Raw genomic sequence first — 15,697 nt, 5'->3', positions numbered from 1 at the left:
GCCTGCAGGAAGGCGATCAGATCAGCACTGGCAACAGAATGGGCCAACGGACGGGAGCAGTCCCGACAAAACCGGCACCAGCATGGCCGCGCCAGCTGCCTTGTGCCTGACTTTCAGTCGGCCCTGGAGCCGCGGCCAGCGAGCTCAATTCTTTTTCATCCAAGACATCTTGAATACGCAAGATCAGCGACTCCGCAATGCACACATAGCGCTTTGCATTGTCTTTTGCCCGCTGATCTGAACAAGAAGAGCCAAGCTCGGCAAGTTCGTTGAGCTTTTTTGAGTGATACATAACCAAGGCACACATATTGACTACGAGTTCATTGAACTCATATGTCACGACAAAGGGGCGATCCAGTTCGTTGTCGGGCATGGATGAATCCTGAAAACACGGGGGATGGAGAGAAAAAGCGGGGGGGGGGGGGATGTTCAAGCCGAACATTTGAAAATTCTTAGCTTGGCGCTATGGAAAGACATGGGCATGAGCCAGGACCGTCCAACCAGAGAGCGGGAGAGGGAAGGAAAGCCGTGGGACTCGAACCCCATCTTGCCACCCGAAAAGCGAATATTGTTATGCGCAACGCAAATAACCCAGTGCAGCCTATGCGGATTTGGCATTTTTTTGGAAAAAATAGCGCAATTTTGCAGCGTAGATGCGACTATTCATATCTAGGAGATGGATGCAGCTAGGCATTCTCCCCTCTCAAGTCGCCATTCCTGTTGTGTTTGACGAGAGCGTCCTCTCCGACCTCGATGTGCTGGATCACATCCAGGTTTTTGGCAGCACGGTAAAAGTGGCCGAACAGCTGGGGCTTTCCCAGAGCAGTTGTTCGCGGCGATACCGGTTGCTCAGCGACCAGCTCGACCTGGGCTTTGATCGAGGTGACGACGGCTACATGCCACGCCGCAACTATGACGTGTTGTCGGCGCTGCGCGAGGCGTCCCAGAAGCTACGCGTTCGCCGGGCCGTGTTGCGCTGCTCCAAAGGCTGGCAATCTCCCGGATTGGATCTGCCCTTGGGGTGTAAGCAGCTCCAGATCTCCTCCATGAGCACGGGCCGAGCACTCTCGCTGCTCGACGACCGCCTCGTCGATGTGTGGTTTGGTGGCTTGCTCGAATGTCAGCCCCTGATTCCTGCTGCGCTGGAGGTCTTGCAGGCCAACCGCCTGGCCCTAGGCCAAAGCCTGCTTGCGATTCCCCTGTTGAGCTGGGAGTACGTGTTGGTGAGCCATCGCAACCATCCCCTTCAAAGGTGCTCCAACATCACCCCGGACGATTTAGCGCTTTATCCATCACCAGCCCTACCCATGGGGGTGTCACCTCTTTTCACCAAAGCCTTGCAGCAGCATGGCCTTTCCAGCTGCCCCTATGGCGGCGCCGACTACGACGCCCATCGTTGGGAGGATGTTGCCACCGATGGCCACAGCCTCACAGTGGTGCCGCCTCATCGCCTCGCCGAGCTTGAGTCCAAACTCGGGGTGGTGCCTTTGCCCTACCAACTGGATGTCAAGGAGGTGATGGCCTTCATCGGCCACCGTGATGTGATTGCCGATCCATCGTTTCTCAGATCCTTCCAGCTGCTCAAAGGTGTCCTGCGCACCTCGCCGATTGGACGCTGCAGCGCGGTGCAGTGGCTGCACTGATGGCAGGGTGAACTGCCTGCATTGGGCCTGAGCAGGGATGCATCCGCACGGCAGGCGCCGCACAATGGCGGGGCCCTGGTTGCGCCGTCGTTGCTGCCTGCCCTTGATCAGCAACGCTGGCACCTGCCTGCCCCCCTGGCGCCCGAAGGGCTCTGCCAGGCGCCAGCAGACAGTCCGCTGCCGGAGGCCTTGCTGGCGTTGCTGAGCCGGCGCGGTTTCAACAGTGCAAAGGCGATCGCGGCCCTCTTGGATCCGCCCGCCGCACCCGCAGCTGGCCGCCACTTCCCCGACCTGGCCAAGGCCGTGGCCCGGCTGAAACAGGCCTGCAGTCAGGGGGAACAGGTGGCCATCTGCGGCGACTACGACGCCGATGGCATGACCAGCACGGCCCTGCTGGTGGGGGTGCTGCAGCGCCTGGGGGCCCGACCAGTCGCGGCGATCCCAAGCCGCATGGACGACGGCTACGGCCTCAACGCCGCCATGGTGGAACGGCTGGCCGAGCAGGGCGTGGCCCTGCTGGTGACGGTCGATAACGGCGTCTCGGCCCTGGAGGCCCTGGAGCGGGCCGAGGCCCTCGGCGTCGAGGCGATCCTCACCGACCACCACACGATCCCCGATCCCCTGCCGCCCCACCTGGCCCTGCTGCATCCAGAGCGCACGCCACCCCAGTCGCCCTATCGCGGCCTGGCGGGCGTTGGCCTGGCCTACGTGCTTGCGGCAGCTCTCTGCCAAAGCCTCAAGCGGGCCGATGGCCTGCAGATCGCGCTCAATCTCTTTTGCATCGGCACGATCGCCGACATGGCGCCCCTGGTGGGGGTCAACCGGCGCTGGTTGATCGACGGGCTACCCGGGCTGGGGGGCAGCCCCCTGGCTGGCCTGCAGGCCCTGCAGCGGCTGGCCGGACTGGACGAGGCCCCGCTCGATGCCCAGGCGGTGGGATTTCAGATCGCCCCGCGCATCAATGCCGTGGGCCGGCTGGGGGATCCCCAGCTGGTGGTGGAGCTGCTCACCACCGACGATCCCGATCGGGCCCTGGATCTGGCGCGAGACTGCGAGGCCCTCAACCGGCAGCGCCGCGACCTCTGCAGCGCCATCGAGGCGGAGGCGATCGCCCTGCTGGAGGCCGATGGGCCCCGGCGTCCCGCCTTTCTGCTGCTGGCTCAAAACCACTGGCACCACGGCGTGATCGGCATCGTGGCGGCCCGGCTGGTGGAGCGCTTCGGGTTGCCCGCCGCCCTGCTGGCCGGGGAGGGCCATGGCCGCCTGCGGGCCTCGGTGCGGGCGCCCCGGGGTTTTGCGGTGGATCGGGCCCTGCAGCACTGCGCCCCCCTGCTGGAGCGCTTTGGCGGCCACCCCGCCGCAGGGGGGTTCACGGTGCGGGCCGAACAGGTGGCAGCGCTGCACGAGCAGCTCAACCAATTGGCCGACACCTGGCTGCAACAGGCCGGCCAGGGCACCCCGGTGGAACCGGAGGCCCTGCTGCCGTTCGCCCAGATCGACCGCAACTTCCACCGGCAGCTGCAACGGCTCGAACCCTTTGGTATCGGCCACCCCCAGCCGGTGTTCTGGAGCCAGGGCTGCGAGGTGGCCAGCCAGAAACTGCTGCGCGGGGGACACCTGCAGCTGGAGCTGCGCCAGGGTGAAGCTGGCCTGCGGGCCATGGGCTGGCGCTGGCAGGGCGAGGCCAACCTGCCGGGGCGGGTGGATGTGGCCTACCGCCTGGCGCTCAACAGCTGGCAGGGGGAGGAGCGCCTGCAACTTGACTTGGTGGGACTGCGGCCCAGCGCCGGCGGGGCTAGCGGCAGCGATGAAGTGGTGCTCAAGCGGCGCGACCGCACCTACTGGTGCCGCCGCGAGGGGGCCGGCCTGGTGGTGCGCAATGCGGCCGGAGATGAACTCACCAGTGCGGAGGGCAGCAGCCATGCCCATCCCTATGTGCGGGCCCTCATGCAGGATGCGGCCATCGCCTTGGGACTCGTTGCCTGAGATGGCCCTCCCCCTGCTCCGCTCCCCCCTGCGCACCCTGCTTCAGCTTCTGCTGATCGGCGTGCTGGTGGGCCTGGCCTGCTGGCCCCTCAACCTGGTCGACCGCACCCAGGACCTGCTGCTGCACCAGCTGCCCGGTTTCCGGGGTGGGCACTGGACGCCCCAGAGCCTGGCCCTGGCCTTCGCACCGGTGCTGGTCATGCCCCTGCTGCTGTGGCTGCAGGCCGGGCCGCTGGCCCAGGGCGCCGGCTCCGGCATCCCCCAGGCGCTCGAAAGCCTGGAGAATCCCAGCCAGGCACCCCAGCTGATGAGCCGCGGCCCAACGCTGGCGCGACTGGCACTCTGGAGCGCCGCCAGCCTGGCCTTGGTGCCCCTGGGCCGGGAAGGGCCGGTGGTGCAGGTGGGCGCGGCCGTGGCCCATGGGCTGCGCCGCCGCTTTCCGCGCCTGCTTGCCTCGCTTCAGCCCCAGAGCCTGATGGCCATCGGCGCCGGCGCCGGCCTGGCGGGAGGATTCAACAGCCCGCTGATGGGGGTGGTGTTCGTGATGGAAGAGCTCACTGGGCGCTTTCACACGTCGGTGCTCTGGCCTGCAGCAGTGGTGTGCACCGCCGCCGCCCTGGTGAGCAACCTCAGCGGCATCCCGATCTTCACCCTGGGCCTGGTGCAGACCCCCCAAGCCGAATGGCAGCAGCTGCTCTGGGCCCTGCCGGTTGGGATCGGCGGTGGGCTGCTGGGAGGGCTGTTCAGCCGCCTGCTCTGGACCAGCTCGGCCCTGCTGCGGCAGCGGATACGGCAACGCCCTTTGGCTTGGGGGCTCGGGCTGGGCCTGGCCTTGGGCCTGATCGCCTTCGCCAGCGGTGGCTGGAGTGGTGGCGATGGCGAGGCGCTGATGGGCCAGCTACTGGACGGTCAGGGGAGCCTGCCCATCCCGGGGGAGCCGGTGAGCATCGCGGCCTGGTGGCTGGTGCTGGGCTCACGGATCGTGGCGCCCGTGCTGGCCCTGGCGGCCGGAGTCCCTGGGGGACTGATTGACCCGGCCTTCGCGATCGGTGCCCTGTTCGGCAGTGGCTCACTCGAGCTGCTCGGCGGGGATGCCCAGCTGGGTCTCGCGTTGGGCATGGCAGCAGGTTTAGCCGGAGCCACCCAGCTGCCGCTGATGACGGTGTTGTTCGCCATGCGCATGCTGGGCGATCAGCAATGGCTGTTCGGCATCCTGCTCAGCGCAGTGCTTGGAGCCACCGTTGGCCGCCGGGTCCAACCCGAGCCGATTTATCACGCCCTCTGGAAGCTGGGCAGGATGCCAGAGCTGGCCCCTGATTCAGAGGGCGCCGCGGCGGTAGAAGAGCACGAAGATCACGGCCGGACCGGCCAGGGTGATCAGGGCTAGGGCGGCGAAATTCGCGATCAGATGAAAGTCGATACCCATGGTGGTGGCGGCTGAGAAGCGGCAAACGCTGCGCCCACAGGGTAAGCGCCGTGCCCGCTGCTCCAGGGCTTCCGCTTGGCTCTGTGACGGCTTGTCACAGCGGGCACGCGGGAATGACTGTGGCTGAATGGACAGCAACCGCGACCGGGCGATGACACAGGAGAAATGGCGCTGCATCAGCGGTTGCGGGGCCTGCTGTCGCCTGGATCCGAGCCTGCGGCAGGAGGCCATCGACGCCCTCAGCCCCGCACAGCAGGAGCAGTATCTGGCGATGGTGGGCGCCGATGGCTGGTGCATTCACTTCAACACCGGCTCCCGCAGCTGCCGCATCTATGCCGACCGCCCCGATTTCTGCAACGTCGCCAACCTGGTCAAGCTGTTTGGTTCGCCCGAGGACCCCGGCGCCGGCGACCGCCTGGCGATCAGCTGTTGCCTCCAACAGATCCGCAGTGAATACGGAGGCCGTGGCAGGGTGATGCGGCGCTTCCGACGTGCCATCCGACAGCGCCAATGAGCACGCCCATGAGCACTCCCATGAGCAACGACCGCGAGCTCCCCAAACCCGCCCAAGCCGGCACCTGGGGTGCGGCCTTTTTGACCACCTTCACCACGGTGTTCCTGGCAGAGCTGGGCGACAAGACCCAGCTCGCCGCCCTGCTGCTGTCGGCCCAGTCGGGACGTCCGGTGGTGGTGTTTGTGGGGGCCTCCCTGGCCCTGATCAGCTCCAGCCTGGTGGGGGTGTTGCTGGGCCGCTGGCTGGCGCGGGTGATGCCGCCGCAGCAGCTGGAACGCCTGGCGGGAATCCTGATGGTGGCCCTGGGGCTCTGGCTGGGCCGTCAGGCCGTGCTGGGACTGGTGCCCTCTCCTTCCGAACTTCCCCTCACCTGAACGACCGTGTCCGCCCTGCCGCTCGCCCTGCTCGCATCCACCTTCGTCACCGTGTTCCTGGCCGAGCTGGGGGACAAGACCCAGCTCGCCATCGTGACCATCAGCGGCACCTCGACCCGCCCCGGGGCAGTCTTCGCTGGTAGCTCCCTGGCGTTGGTGCTGGCCAGCCTGCTGGGAGCGGCGGCGGGCGGATCCCTCTCGGCCGTGATCCCCACCAATGCGCTGCAACTGGCGGCCTCGGTGGGCTTCCTGGTGATCGGCGTGCGGCTGATCCAGCGCTCCAGCGGCGAAGAGACCGTCGCAGAGGTCGGAACGGCAGCCAAGGATCCCTCAGCCGACTAACATTGACCAGGAAGGTTTTGGTGGCCGTGGGCATCGCTCCGAGCCCAGTCCGCCATCAGCCGCCTTCTTCACCTCGCCGCCCGCCCCTGCATCCTGGGGCATTCCTGGGTGGCCCACCGCCAACCAGCCCTCCCACCGATGAAGTTCACGGTCGCCGACCTGCTCGACCAGCTTCCCGCCCATGAAGCCCTGCCGCTGACCAAGCTCGAGAAGGCCCTCGGCCTGAGCCAGAAAGCTGAGAAGCAGCAGCTGCAGATCGGGCTCGACGGACTCACCAAGCTGGGGCTGGTGGAGATCAGCGATGCCGGCGTCGCCCGGCGCGAGGATCCCGAGCTGATCCCGGCCCGGCTGCGCTGCTCCAGCAAAGGCTTCTGCTTCGCCCTGCGGGAAGACGGCGGCGAAGACATCTACATCCGCGATCACCAGCTCAACCACGCCTGGAACGGCGATCGGGTGCTGGTGAAAGTGACCCGCGAAGGCGGGCGGCGCCGCTCTCCGGAGGGGGGCGTGCAGTGCATCCTCGAGCGGCACACCACCTCGCTCTTGGCTCAGGTCGAGCAACAAGAGGAGCGGTTGGTGGCCACCCCCCTCGACGACCGGCTGCTCACCGCCGTAGAACTGCCGGCCGGTGATGCCACCCATCTCGACACCGAGCAGAGCTCTGTGGTGGAAGTGCTGGTAGACCGCTATCCGGTGGGGCAGTTTGCACCCCAAGGCCACGTGGCCCGGTGCCTGCCCGTGAACGGCGGTGAGGCTGCCGACCTCGACCTGCTGCTCACCAAGCATCGGCTCCACAACCGTCCCCAGCCCCCCCGGGCCACCCTCAAGGCCCTGGCGGCCAAAGAGCGCACCGACCTCACCACCCAAGCAGCCCTGCTGCTGGAACCGTGGAGCGGCAAGGATGCCCCAGGGCTGCCGGCCCTGGCCCTGGAGGAGCGGGAAGGCGGCTGGACCCTGTGGGTGCATACCCCGGCCATCGCCGAGCGCTTCGCCAACGGCACCGCCCTCGACACCTGGCTCCGCAACCAGGCCGATGCCTACTGCGTGGGCCGCCAGTGGTTGCCCCTGCTCAGTCCAGCCCTGGCCAAGGCGAGCGCCTTCAAGGTGGGCGAGGTGCAGGCGGCCCTGTCGGTGGGCCTGGAGATCAGCACCGACGGGAAGCTGGAGCACTACCGCTTCTGCCGCAGCCAGATCCAACCGGTGGCCGCCGCGGGCCTTGAAGCTCTGACGGCCCTCGGGGATCGCAAGCCCAAGAGCCGCACCGTGCCGGCGGCTCTCAAGGGACTCAAAGATCAGCTGCCCCTGCTGGAGCAGCTGATCGCTGTCACCGGCCTGCTGCGTCAACAACGTCAGGCGGCCGGCTCCCTCGACCTCAACCTGCCGCTGCCCGCCATCGACAGCCTCGGCGACCTGGCGGTGCCAGGTCCTGATGCTCCCCTGGAGGGCTGGATGGTGACCCTCGACCCCCACCATCCCCTGGCGCTGCTGCGAGAAGCGGTGCTGGTGGCCGAGCAGGCCCTGGGCCAGCACCTCCAGACCCTCGGGCTGCCGGTGGTCTACGCCACCAACGCTCCCGCCGACGCCAACGATCTCAACGACGTGGCCCGCTCGGCCCTGGCCCTCGACATTCCCCTGGAATTGAGCGAGGAGGGCAACGCCAGTGCGGCCGAGCTGGCGGCCGCCTTCGCCGGCACCGATCGCAGCCGGCCTCTGCAGCAACAGCTGCAGGCCATCCTCAAGCCGATTCAGCTGAGCAGCACCCCCGGCGCCCATGCCCTATCGGGTCGCCTGGAGGAGGATGCGGCCCTGGCCCCGTGGTGCTGCCCCACCCTCCATTACGCGGACATCTGGAACCAGCAGCTGCTGGTGCTGCTGCTCACCGAGGGCAAGGACCGCCCGAGCGTGCGCCACAAAACCACCGTCGACCTGGCCTCCGATGCCTGCCACGGCGCCATCGACTGGCCGCTGCTGGCCCCCAGCCAGCTCACCCCCTTCCTGGAGGCCCAGGAGCATGGGCTGGTGCAACGCCTCAACGGCCGGCGCCGCTTCCTGGCCGAACTCCAGGCCGACCTGCTGGCGATGGTGCAGGCCCGCCAGGCCGAGCCGCTGGTGGGCCAGGTGCTCCCCGGTGTGATCAGCGGCGTGCAGAGCTACGGCTTCTTCGTCGAAGTCCCCCCCTCCCAGGTGGAGGGTCTGGTGCACGTCAGCTCGCTCAAAGACGACTGGTACGAATACCGCTCGCGTCAGAACCGGCTGGTGGGACGCAAGAACCGGCGCACCTACATGCTCGGCGACCAGGTGGAGGTGGAGATCCAGAAGGTAGACGCCCTGCGCCATCAGATCGATCTAGCCGTTGTGCTGCCCGAAGGCGTGATGGCCGACGGGGACGGGCCGGCCGAAGGGGCCGATGACGCCGATGACGCCCGCGCTCTCGAGCACGACCACGATCCGTTTGCGCCGATACCGGTGTTAAGCGAGGCCTGAGCCATGACCCCTGCGGCCGGAAGCGGGCCGGTGGTGCTGGCTGTCTCCGGCGCCTCGGCTCAACCGCTAGCGCAGCGGGCCCTGCAGCTGCTGCTGGAGGCCGGCGAGTCGGTGGAGCTGGTCACCTCCCGCGGCGCCATTGGTGTGTGGCAGGCGGAGCTTGGCCTGAGGGTGCCCTCGGAGCCGGCGGCCCAGGAAGCGTTCTGGCGCGAGCGCACCGGTATCAGCTCCGGCCAGCTGCGCTGCCACCGCTGGAACGACCAAGCTGCCGGCATTGCCAGCGGCAGCTTCCGCACCCGCGGCATGGTGATCCTGCCCGCCTCCATGGGCACCGTTGGTCGTATCGCCTCTGGGGTGGCCCTGGATCTGGTGGAGCGCGCCGCCGATGTGCATCTCAAGGAGGGACGGCCCCTGGTGATCTGCCCGCGGGAAACACCCTGGAGCCTGATTCACCTGCGCAACCTGACAGCCCTGGCCGAGGCAGGCGCCCGCATCGCCCCACCGGTGCCCGCCTGGTACCACCAACCTCAGACCATCGACGACATGGTTGATTTCTTGGTGATCCGGGTTTTTGACGTGCTCGGCTACGAACTCGGCAGCCTGCGCCGTTGGCAGGGGCCGGCCCACCAGCCAGGATCCCCGGGCGACCCTTCCGCCTAGGTTGGCCCTGCTTCAACGCCTACTGCTGCTCCCCCTGCTCGCCCCGCTGCTGCTGGTGCTGCTGGTGGGCGCCCTCAACCCCAGGCCCAACCTGGCCTTGCGGCTGCTGATCTGGAGCACCCCAGCGCTGCCGATCGGGGCCTGGATCGCCCTGGCCGCCGGCGGTGGCGCCGGCCTCAGCGCCGCAGCCGCCGCCCTGGCCCTGCAAACGGGGCCGGTCTCGCTGCGCCGCCAGGTGCGGCGCGAGCCCCGCGAACCGGTGGAGTCCTGGGAGGAACCACCCCAAGCGGCCGCCCCTCCGCCACCCCGCCGGGCCGCCGGGCCACAACGTCCACCCGGCGATCCGGCACCCACCGTGGCGGTGCCGTTCCGGGTGATCCGCAAGGGTCGCTCTGCAGCTGCCGCCGAGCCCACTAGCGCCACGCCCCAAACCACCGCCGTGGGCAACGGCTGGGACAGCCCCGGCGGCGACGACTGGTGAGCGCGATCTGCGTAGAGTCGGCGCAGATGCCGAAAGGGGCCTGCACCGGTGAGCGAATCCGCCCAGCCAGCCGCCAAAGCCAAGCCACCGGCCCCGGAAGACCAGCCGTTTTCCACGTTTGTGCCCGAGCTCCTGCTCCCCGCCCTGGCCAAGGAGATCCAGGGCTACGGCGGTCCGGCCCCCGAGTTGGCCTTCGAGCAAGGTCCGATGCCCGTGGTGGGTGCGGACTGCTGGATGGTGAAAGGCAAGCTGCCCGGGGAGCGGCGTTTCTGGCTGTGCTTTACCACAGCGGACATCAATTCCCCCAAAACCGTGGCCGTGGCCGAAGCCGGCAGTGAGCCGAGCCTGCTGGAGTCCTTTCTGATCGATGAGAAGAAAATGAGCCTGGCGCTGCTGGTATCCCGGCTGGTGCAGCGGCTGAACGGTCAGAAATGGCTGGGCCCGAACTGACGAGCGGTCCCTCTACGATGCCTGCACTGCCGTAAGCCGCCACGCTCGATGGTTCCTCCCGCCGCAATTGCCAGCCCCGCTGCACCGGCCGTCAAGGATCCGGTCAAGGACACGATCCTGACCCCGCGGTTCTACACCACGGATTTCGACGCCATGGCGGCGATGGATCTGCGCCCCAATGCCGTTGAGCTGGAAGCGATCTGCGAGGAGTTCCGCAAGGACTACAACCGGCAGCACTTCGTGCGCAACGCGGAGTTTGAAGGCGCCGCCGACAAGCTCGATCCTGAAACCCGCCAGGTGTTCATCGAGTTTCTGGAGCAGAGCTGCACCTCGGAGTTCTCTGGCTTCCTTCTCTACAAGGAGCTCAGCCGCCGCATCAAAGACAAGAACCCCCTGCTGGCGGAGTGCTTTGCCCACATGGCCCGTGATGAGGCCCGCCATGCCGGCTTCCTCAACAAAGCCATGGGCGACTTTGGCCTGCAGTTGGATCTTGGCTTCCTGACCGCCAGCAAGGCCTACACCCACTTCAAGCCCAAGTTCATCTTCTATGCCACCTACCTGAGCGAGAAGATTGGCTACTGGCGCTACATCGCGATCTTCCGTCACCTCGAGAAGAATCCCGACAGCAAGATCTTCCCGATCTTCAACTTCTTTGAAAACTGGTGCCAGGACGAGAACCGCCACGGCGACTTCTTCGACGCCCTGATGAAGGCCCAGCCCGACACGGTGCGTGGCTTGACCGCCCGCCTCTGGTGCCGCTTCTTCCTGCTGGCGGTGTTCGCCACCATGTACGTGCGCGACGTGGCCCGCAAGGAGTTTTATGAGGCCCTGGGCCTGGATGCCCGCGACTACGACAAGTACGTGATCGCCAAAACCAACGAAACGTCCGCCCGGGTCTTCCCGGTGGTGCTCAATGTGGAGCATCCGAAGTTCTACACACGGCTGGAGCGGCTGGTGAGCAACAACAACAAGTTGAGCGAGGCCGATGCCAGCTCGGCTCCGGCCCCGATCAAGGTGCTGCGCAAGCTGCCCTATTGGATCGCCAATGGCGCCGAGATGGCCAAGCTCTATTTGATGGCCCCGATCCGCAGCGAGCAGTTCCAACCCTCGGTGCGCTGAGGCCTCTGCGGCCCAACGCTTTTGCCCCCCCATCGCTGATCTCTTTTGGTTGCCTCTGCACCCGACGCCTTTGACCTGGCCTGGCAGCCCCGTCTCGAAAGCCTGTTGGCGGTAGGACAGGGGGCTGGGGCTGACCTGGTGGAGATCTTTCTGGAGCGCACCGATCACCTCGGGGTGCTGGCCGAGCAGGAGACCATCACCAGCGTCAGTCCCTCCTTCGGCATGGGCGCCGGGATCCGGGTGTTTCGGGGCGATCGGGATGGGTTTGTCAGCACCAACGACCTGAGCGACGCCGGCCTGCTCCAGGCCCTGGATCAGGCCTTGGGCATGCTCGGGCTGCTGCGCAGCAGCGCACCCGCCACCCAGTTCGACGGCCTCGGTACCCTGCGCGACTTTGCCGCCGCCAAGGCCGATTGGCTGGAGCGCTGCCCCTCCTTGGCGGAGGCCACGCTGAAGCTGCTGGACGGCACGGCCCGCCTGGCCCACCACGGCCGCCACCTGCAGGCGCGCCGGGGCAGCTACTCCCGCGACTGGCAAGCGGTGCTGGTGGCCGCCAGCGACGGCACCTTTGCCCGCGACATCCGCCTGCACCAATCCCTGGGCCTCAACGTCCTCGCCGCCGATGGCGACCACCGCGCCGGCCTGGGCCGCCGCTACGGCACCTCCGGCCGTCCCGACGACCTGCGCGTCTGGGATGCGGATGCCTCCGCCCAGGACGTGTGCGCCAGCGTTGGCACCATGCTCTACGCCGACTACGTGGAAGCCGGGCAGATGCCGGCGGTGCTCGCCAACCGTTTCGGTGGCGTGATCTTCCACGAGGCCTGCGGCCACCTGCTGGAAACCACCCAGGTGGAGCGCGGCACCACTCCCTTTGCCGACAAGGTGGGCGAGCCCATCGCCCACGCAGCGGTGACGGCCATCGATGAAGGCCTTACCGACGGCGCCTTCGGCTCCCTCTCCATGGACGACGAGGGAATGGAGCCCCAGCGCACGGTGCTGATTGAAAACGGCATCCTCAAACGCTTTCTCAGCGATCGCGCCGGCGAACGGCGCACCGGCCATGGCCGCACCGGCAGCGGCCGGCGCCAGAGCCATGCCTTCGCCGCCGCCAGCCGCATGCGCAACACCTTCATTGCCGCCGGCCCGCACACGCCCGACCAACTGATCGCCTCGGTCGACAAAGGGCTCTACTGCAAATCGATGGGCGGCGGCAGCGTCGGCCCCACCGGCCAGTTCAACTTCGCCGTGGAGGAGGGCTACCTGATCGAAAACGGCCAGCTCACCAAGCCGGTGAAAGGCGCCACCCTGATCGGCGAAGCCAAGGAGGTGATGCCCCGGATCTCGATGTGTGCCAACGACCTCGAACTGGCGGCGGGCTTCTGCGGCTCCGTCAGCGGCAGTGTCTACGTCACCGTGGGCCAGCCCCACATCAAAGTCGACTCGATCACCGTGGGGGGCCGCTGACGATGGCCACCTCCGCCGGCCTCAACGCCGAGGCCCTGAGCAGCCGACTCCAGCAGCTGGCCCAACAGGCCGACATCCAGCAGTGGGATCTGGGCGCCTCCTGCAGCACCGACACCTCCGTGCAGGTCGACCGCGGCGAGGCCAAACAGATGAAAGGGGCCCAGCGCAGCGCCATCACCGTGCGGGTGTGGAACGGCGATGGGCTGGTGGGCATCACCAGCACCTCCGACCTCAGCGACGAAGGGTTGGTTCGAGCCCTCGCCGGTGCCCGCGACGCCAGCGCCTTTGGCAATGCCGATGAGACCCCGGCCTTCTCGCCCCTGGCCACGGCCCCCCTGGCCAGCCTGGAGCAGCCCCACCACGAGCCCCAGCCGATCCTCACCCTGCTGGAGACCCTCAAGCAGGCCGAACGCCAACTGCTCGATCGCCATGCCGCCATCGGCACCGTTCCCTACAACGGCCTAGCCCAGCGCAGCAGCGAGAGGCTTTACCTCAACAGCGAGGGGGCCTGCCGCCACCAGAGACTCACCACGGCGAGTCTGTATCTCTATGCCCGGGCCGAGGAAGCCGGCCGCAAGCCCCGCAGCTCAGGAGCAGTGCGCCTGGCCTACGGCACCTCCAACCTCGACATCGAAGGCTGCATCGAAGAAGCCGCCCAGCGCACCATCGCCCACCTCGACTACGCCCCCATCGAGACAGGCCACTACACCTGCGTGTTCAGCCCCGAAGCGTTTCTGGATCTGATCGGCGCCTTCAGCAGCCTGTTCAACGCCAGGGCCGTGCTCGATGGCGTCAGCCTCAGCCAGCGCGACTCCCTGGGCCAGACCCTGGCCGTGCCGTTCCTCAGCATCCGCGACAACGGCCTGCACCCGGGCAACGTGGGCGCCTCGGCCTTCGATGGCGAGGGCACACCCACCGCTCCCCTCGACCTGGTGGACGGCGGGGTGCTGCGGCATTTCCTGCACTCCGAGGCCACGGCCCGCGCCTTCGGCGTGCCCCCCACCGGCCATGCCGGCATGGGGGCCAAGGTGTCGGTGGGGATCGACTGGCTGGAGATCGGCGCCACCCCGGGCAGTGGCGGCGGCCAGCAGGGCCTCAACCGCCTCGGCCACGATGGGCCCGTGGTGGTGATCGATTCCCTTTCCGCCCTGCACGCCGGCGTCAAGGCCAGCCAGGGCTCCTTCTCCCTCCCCTTCGACGGCTGGCTGGTGCAGGGCGGCAGCAGCCGCTCGATCGAAGCCGCCACCGTGGCCGGCGACATTCGCACGGTGCTCCAGGCGATTGTGGGGTTTGAGGGCGAGGCCAAGGTGACCCCCGATGGCCTCTGCCCCTACGTCTGGGTGGAAGGGCTCTCCATCACCGGCGAAGCCTGACCACCCAGCTCTGAACCGGCCCTGAAATCCCGGCCCTGAAATCACTGTTGTGAAGATCCTGTTCTGGGGCACCCCTGCGTACGCCGTGCCCAGCCTGGAGGCCCTGGTGGCTGCCGGTCACACCTTGGTGGGGGTGGTGAGCCAGCCGGATCGTCGCCGTGGGCGCGGCAAGGAGCTGCAGCCCAGCCCAGTGAAGGCCAGGGCCCTGGAGCTCGGGATTCCAGTGTTCACGCCGGAAAGGATCCGGCGGGATCAAGCCTGCCAGCAGCAGCTCGCGGCCCTGGGCGCCGACGTCTCAGTGGTGGTGGCGTTCGGCCAGATCCTGCCGCCCGAGGTGCTGGCCCAGCCCCCCCTGGGCTGCTGGAACGCCCACGGCTCCCTGCTGCCCCGTTGGCGCGGCGCCGGGCCCATCCAGTGGTGCCTGCTGGAGGGCGACGCCGAAACCGGCGTGGGCATCATGGCCATGGAGGTGGGGCTCGACACCGGGCCGGTGTTGCTGGAGCGCAGCCTCGCCATCGGTCTGCGGGAGAACGCCCAACAGCTGGGGCAGCGGCTGGCCCAGCTCAGCGCCGAGCTGCTCGTTGAAGCCCTGCCCCGGATCGAGGCCACTGGCACGGGCCCGGAAACCGAACGGCTGACCCGATTGGGAGTGCGCCCCCAGGGTGAGGCGGGGCTCACCATCGCCCGCATGCTGACCAAAGACGACGCGGTGATCGACTGGAGCGCTTCCGCCCTGGCGATCCACCGGCGGGTGATGGGTCTCTATCCCGCAGCCCACACCAGCTGGCGGGGCAAACGGCTGAAACTGCTCAGCACCGAGCCGCTGGTGGCTCGCCTTGCCGAGCAGCTGAGCCCCGAAGCCCAGGCGACGCTTGCCTCTAGCAGCGGAGCCGCACCAGCTCAGCCAGCAGCGGCCGTTGCCCCAGGCACGGTGCTGGCGGTGTTATCGGACACAGGCCTGGTGGTGGCCACCGGCGGTTGCCCGGTGCTGGTGCGTGAAGCCCAGCTGGAGGGCAGGGCGACCGCCAGGGGCGGCAGCCTGCTCCAACAGCTCGCGGCCCAGCCTGGCGATCGCCTGGGCTCAGCGTGAAGCTCGATGACAGCAGGCTTACGTTCTGTGTTGTTAGGGCTCGCACAATTTTCCTGATCCCCCACGGTGGCTACAGAGGGTGGAGACATTGCTGAGGATCCATGGGAAGCGAGCTGTCCTATGTCGGTGAAACAGGCCAGGGCTGCCTGATCTACCGGGAGACGTCGGGTCGCTACGTGGTCAGCCACGAACAACAACCCAAACAGCGCCGCAGGGTCGCCACGCTGGCCAGTGCCTACGCCACCTGTCAGTGCCTGGAGATGGAGCGGATCACCGAGGCCAGCTGATCGC

General features: G+C 67.6%; 17 protein-coding genes. 15 read left to right on the top strand and 2 right to left on the bottom strand.

Going from position 1 to position 15,697, the window contains the following annotated elements:
* Positions 1–16: 16 nt before the first annotated feature.
* On the bottom strand, positions 17–373 hold the full coding sequence (locus tag KBY57_RS08320) for a hypothetical protein (RefSeq protein WP_254995393.1): 357 nt from the start codon (positions 371–373) through the stop codon (positions 17–19).
* Positions 374–680: 307 nt separating this feature from the next.
* On the opposite strand from KBY57_RS08320, the gene KBY57_RS08315 reads away from it, so the two are divergent.
* From KBY57_RS08315 to KBY57_RS08305, 3 genes are all read left to right on the top strand, one after another.
* A complete protein-coding gene (locus KBY57_RS08315) occupies positions 681–1,643 on the top strand; it encodes a LysR family transcriptional regulator (RefSeq protein WP_254995392.1) in 963 nt (320 codons plus the stop codon).
* A 90-nt stretch (positions 1,644–1,733) separates the two neighbouring features.
* A complete protein-coding gene (gene recJ, locus KBY57_RS08310) occupies positions 1,734–3,629 on the top strand; it encodes a single-stranded-DNA-specific exonuclease RecJ (protein ID WP_254995391.1) in 1,896 nt (631 codons plus the stop codon).
* 1 nt (position 3,630) lies between these two features.
* The gene (locus tag KBY57_RS08305) at positions 3,631–5,016 is read left to right on the top strand and encodes a chloride channel protein (RefSeq protein WP_254995390.1); all 1,386 of its coding nucleotides are present in this window, start codon (positions 3,631–3,633) and stop codon (positions 5,014–5,016) included.
* On the opposite strand, the gene psb30 is transcribed toward KBY57_RS08305, so the two are convergent.
* Positions 4,948–5,232: a photosystem II reaction center protein Ycf12/Psb30 gene (psb30, locus tag KBY57_RS14285; protein ID WP_315859789.1), complete on the bottom strand. Its 285-nt coding sequence runs from the start codon at positions 5,230–5,232 to the stop codon at positions 4,948–4,950. The genes KBY57_RS08305 and psb30 overlap by 69 nt on opposite strands.
* On the opposite strand from psb30, the gene KBY57_RS08295 reads away from it, so the two are divergent.
* The 12 genes from KBY57_RS08295 (at position 5,207) to KBY57_RS08240 (ending at position 15,693) form a co-directional block, all read left to right on the top strand.
* The gene (locus KBY57_RS08295; RefSeq protein ID WP_254995389.1) at positions 5,207–5,569 is read left to right on the top strand and encodes a YkgJ family cysteine cluster protein; all 363 of its coding nucleotides are present in this window, start codon (positions 5,207–5,209) and stop codon (positions 5,567–5,569) included. The genes psb30 and KBY57_RS08295 overlap by 26 nt on opposite strands.
* Positions 5,570–5,589: 20 nt before the next feature.
* The gene (locus tag KBY57_RS08290) at positions 5,590–5,943 is read left to right on the top strand and encodes a TMEM165/GDT1 family protein (protein WP_254995406.1); all 354 of its coding nucleotides are present in this window, start codon (positions 5,590–5,592) and stop codon (positions 5,941–5,943) included.
* A 15-nt stretch (positions 5,944–5,958) separates the two neighbouring features.
* Positions 5,959–6,285 carry a TMEM165/GDT1 family protein gene (locus KBY57_RS08285; protein ID WP_254995405.1) on the top strand — a complete coding sequence of 109 codons (327 nt, stop codon included), beginning with the start codon at positions 5,959–5,961 and terminating at the stop codon, positions 6,283–6,285.
* 138 nt (positions 6,286–6,423) lie between these two features.
* Positions 6,424–8,769 carry an RNB domain-containing ribonuclease gene (locus KBY57_RS08280; RefSeq protein WP_254995388.1) on the top strand — a complete coding sequence of 782 codons (2,346 nt, stop codon included), beginning with the start codon at positions 6,424–6,426 and terminating at the stop codon, positions 8,767–8,769.
* Positions 8,770–8,772: 3 nt separating this feature from the next.
* Complete coding sequence (locus tag KBY57_RS08275) at positions 8,773–9,429, top strand: flavin prenyltransferase UbiX (protein WP_254995387.1); 657 nt, start codon at positions 8,773–8,775, stop codon at positions 9,427–9,429.
* Position 9,430: 1 nt separating this feature from the next.
* On the top strand, positions 9,431–9,910 hold the full coding sequence (locus KBY57_RS08270; RefSeq protein ID WP_254995386.1) for a hypothetical protein: 480 nt from the start codon (positions 9,431–9,433) through the stop codon (positions 9,908–9,910).
* 48 nt (positions 9,911–9,958) lie between these two features.
* Positions 9,959–10,360, top strand: coding sequence for a DUF2996 domain-containing protein (locus KBY57_RS08265; protein ID WP_254995385.1), 402 nt, complete (start codon positions 9,959–9,961; stop codon positions 10,358–10,360).
* A gap of 48 nt (positions 10,361–10,408) precedes the next feature.
* Complete coding sequence (gene acsF / locus KBY57_RS08260) at positions 10,409–11,479, top strand: magnesium-protoporphyrin IX monomethyl ester (oxidative) cyclase (RefSeq protein ID WP_254995384.1); 1,071 nt, start codon at positions 10,409–10,411, stop codon at positions 11,477–11,479.
* Positions 11,480–11,524: 45 nt separating this feature from the next.
* Complete coding sequence (locus KBY57_RS08255) at positions 11,525–12,943, top strand: TldD/PmbA family protein (RefSeq protein WP_254995383.1); 1,419 nt, start codon at positions 11,525–11,527, stop codon at positions 12,941–12,943.
* Positions 12,944–12,945: 2 nt separating this feature from the next.
* Complete coding sequence (locus KBY57_RS08250; protein ID WP_254995382.1) at positions 12,946–14,316, top strand: TldD/PmbA family protein; 1,371 nt, start codon at positions 12,946–12,948, stop codon at positions 14,314–14,316.
* 49 nt (positions 14,317–14,365) lie between these two features.
* Positions 14,366–15,406, top strand: coding sequence for a methionyl-tRNA formyltransferase (fmt, locus tag KBY57_RS08245; RefSeq protein ID WP_254995381.1), 1,041 nt, complete (start codon positions 14,366–14,368; stop codon positions 15,404–15,406).
* 101 nt (positions 15,407–15,507) lie between these two features.
* Positions 15,508–15,693 (top strand): hypothetical protein, encoded by a 186-nt coding sequence (locus KBY57_RS08240; protein WP_254995380.1) that lies wholly within the window; start codon positions 15,508–15,510, stop codon positions 15,691–15,693.
* Positions 15,694–15,697: the final 4 nt, after the last annotated feature.

The organism is Cyanobium sp. Aljojuca 7D2 (assembly GCF_024346415.1).
Taxonomy (GTDB): domain Bacteria; phylum Cyanobacteriota; class Cyanobacteriia; order PCC-6307; family Cyanobiaceae; genus Cyanobium_A.
Note: the sequence above shows the minus strand (reverse complement) of the source record. Positions and strands in the feature narration are given on the sequence as shown.

Bases quoted from the DNA above. Each gene is read 5' to 3' on its own strand.
- KBY57_RS08320 (WP_254995393.1), bottom strand. From the start codon at position 373: ATGCCCGACAACGAACTGGATCGCCCCTTTGTCGTGACATATGAGTTC.
- KBY57_RS08315 (WP_254995392.1), top strand. From the start codon at position 681: ATGCAGCTAGGCATTCTCCCCTCTCAAGTCGCCATTCCTGTTGTGTTT.
- KBY57_RS08305 (WP_254995390.1), top strand. From the start codon at position 3,631: ATGGCCCTCCCCCTGCTCCGCTCCCCCCTGCGCACCCTGCTTCAGCTT.
- KBY57_RS08295 (WP_254995389.1), top strand. From the start codon at position 5,207: ATGACACAGGAGAAATGGCGCTGCATCAGCGGTTGCGGGGCCTGCTGT.
- psb30 (WP_315859789.1), bottom strand. From the start codon at position 5,232: ATGCAGCGCCATTTCTCCTGTGTCATCGCCCGGTCGCGGTTGCTGTCC.
- KBY57_RS08290 (WP_254995406.1), top strand. From the start codon at position 5,590: ATGAGCAACGACCGCGAGCTCCCCAAACCCGCCCAAGCCGGCACCTGG.
- KBY57_RS08280 (WP_254995388.1), top strand. From the start codon at position 6,424: ATGAAGTTCACGGTCGCCGACCTGCTCGACCAGCTTCCCGCCCATGAA.
- KBY57_RS08275 (WP_254995387.1), top strand. From the start codon at position 8,773: ATGACCCCTGCGGCCGGAAGCGGGCCGGTGGTGCTGGCTGTCTCCGGC.
- acsF (WP_254995384.1), top strand. From the start codon at position 10,409: ATGGTTCCTCCCGCCGCAATTGCCAGCCCCGCTGCACCGGCCGTCAAG.
- KBY57_RS08250 (WP_254995382.1), top strand. From the start codon at position 12,946: ATGGCCACCTCCGCCGGCCTCAACGCCGAGGCCCTGAGCAGCCGACTC.
- KBY57_RS08240 (WP_254995380.1), top strand. From the start codon at position 15,508: ATGGGAAGCGAGCTGTCCTATGTCGGTGAAACAGGCCAGGGCTGCCTG.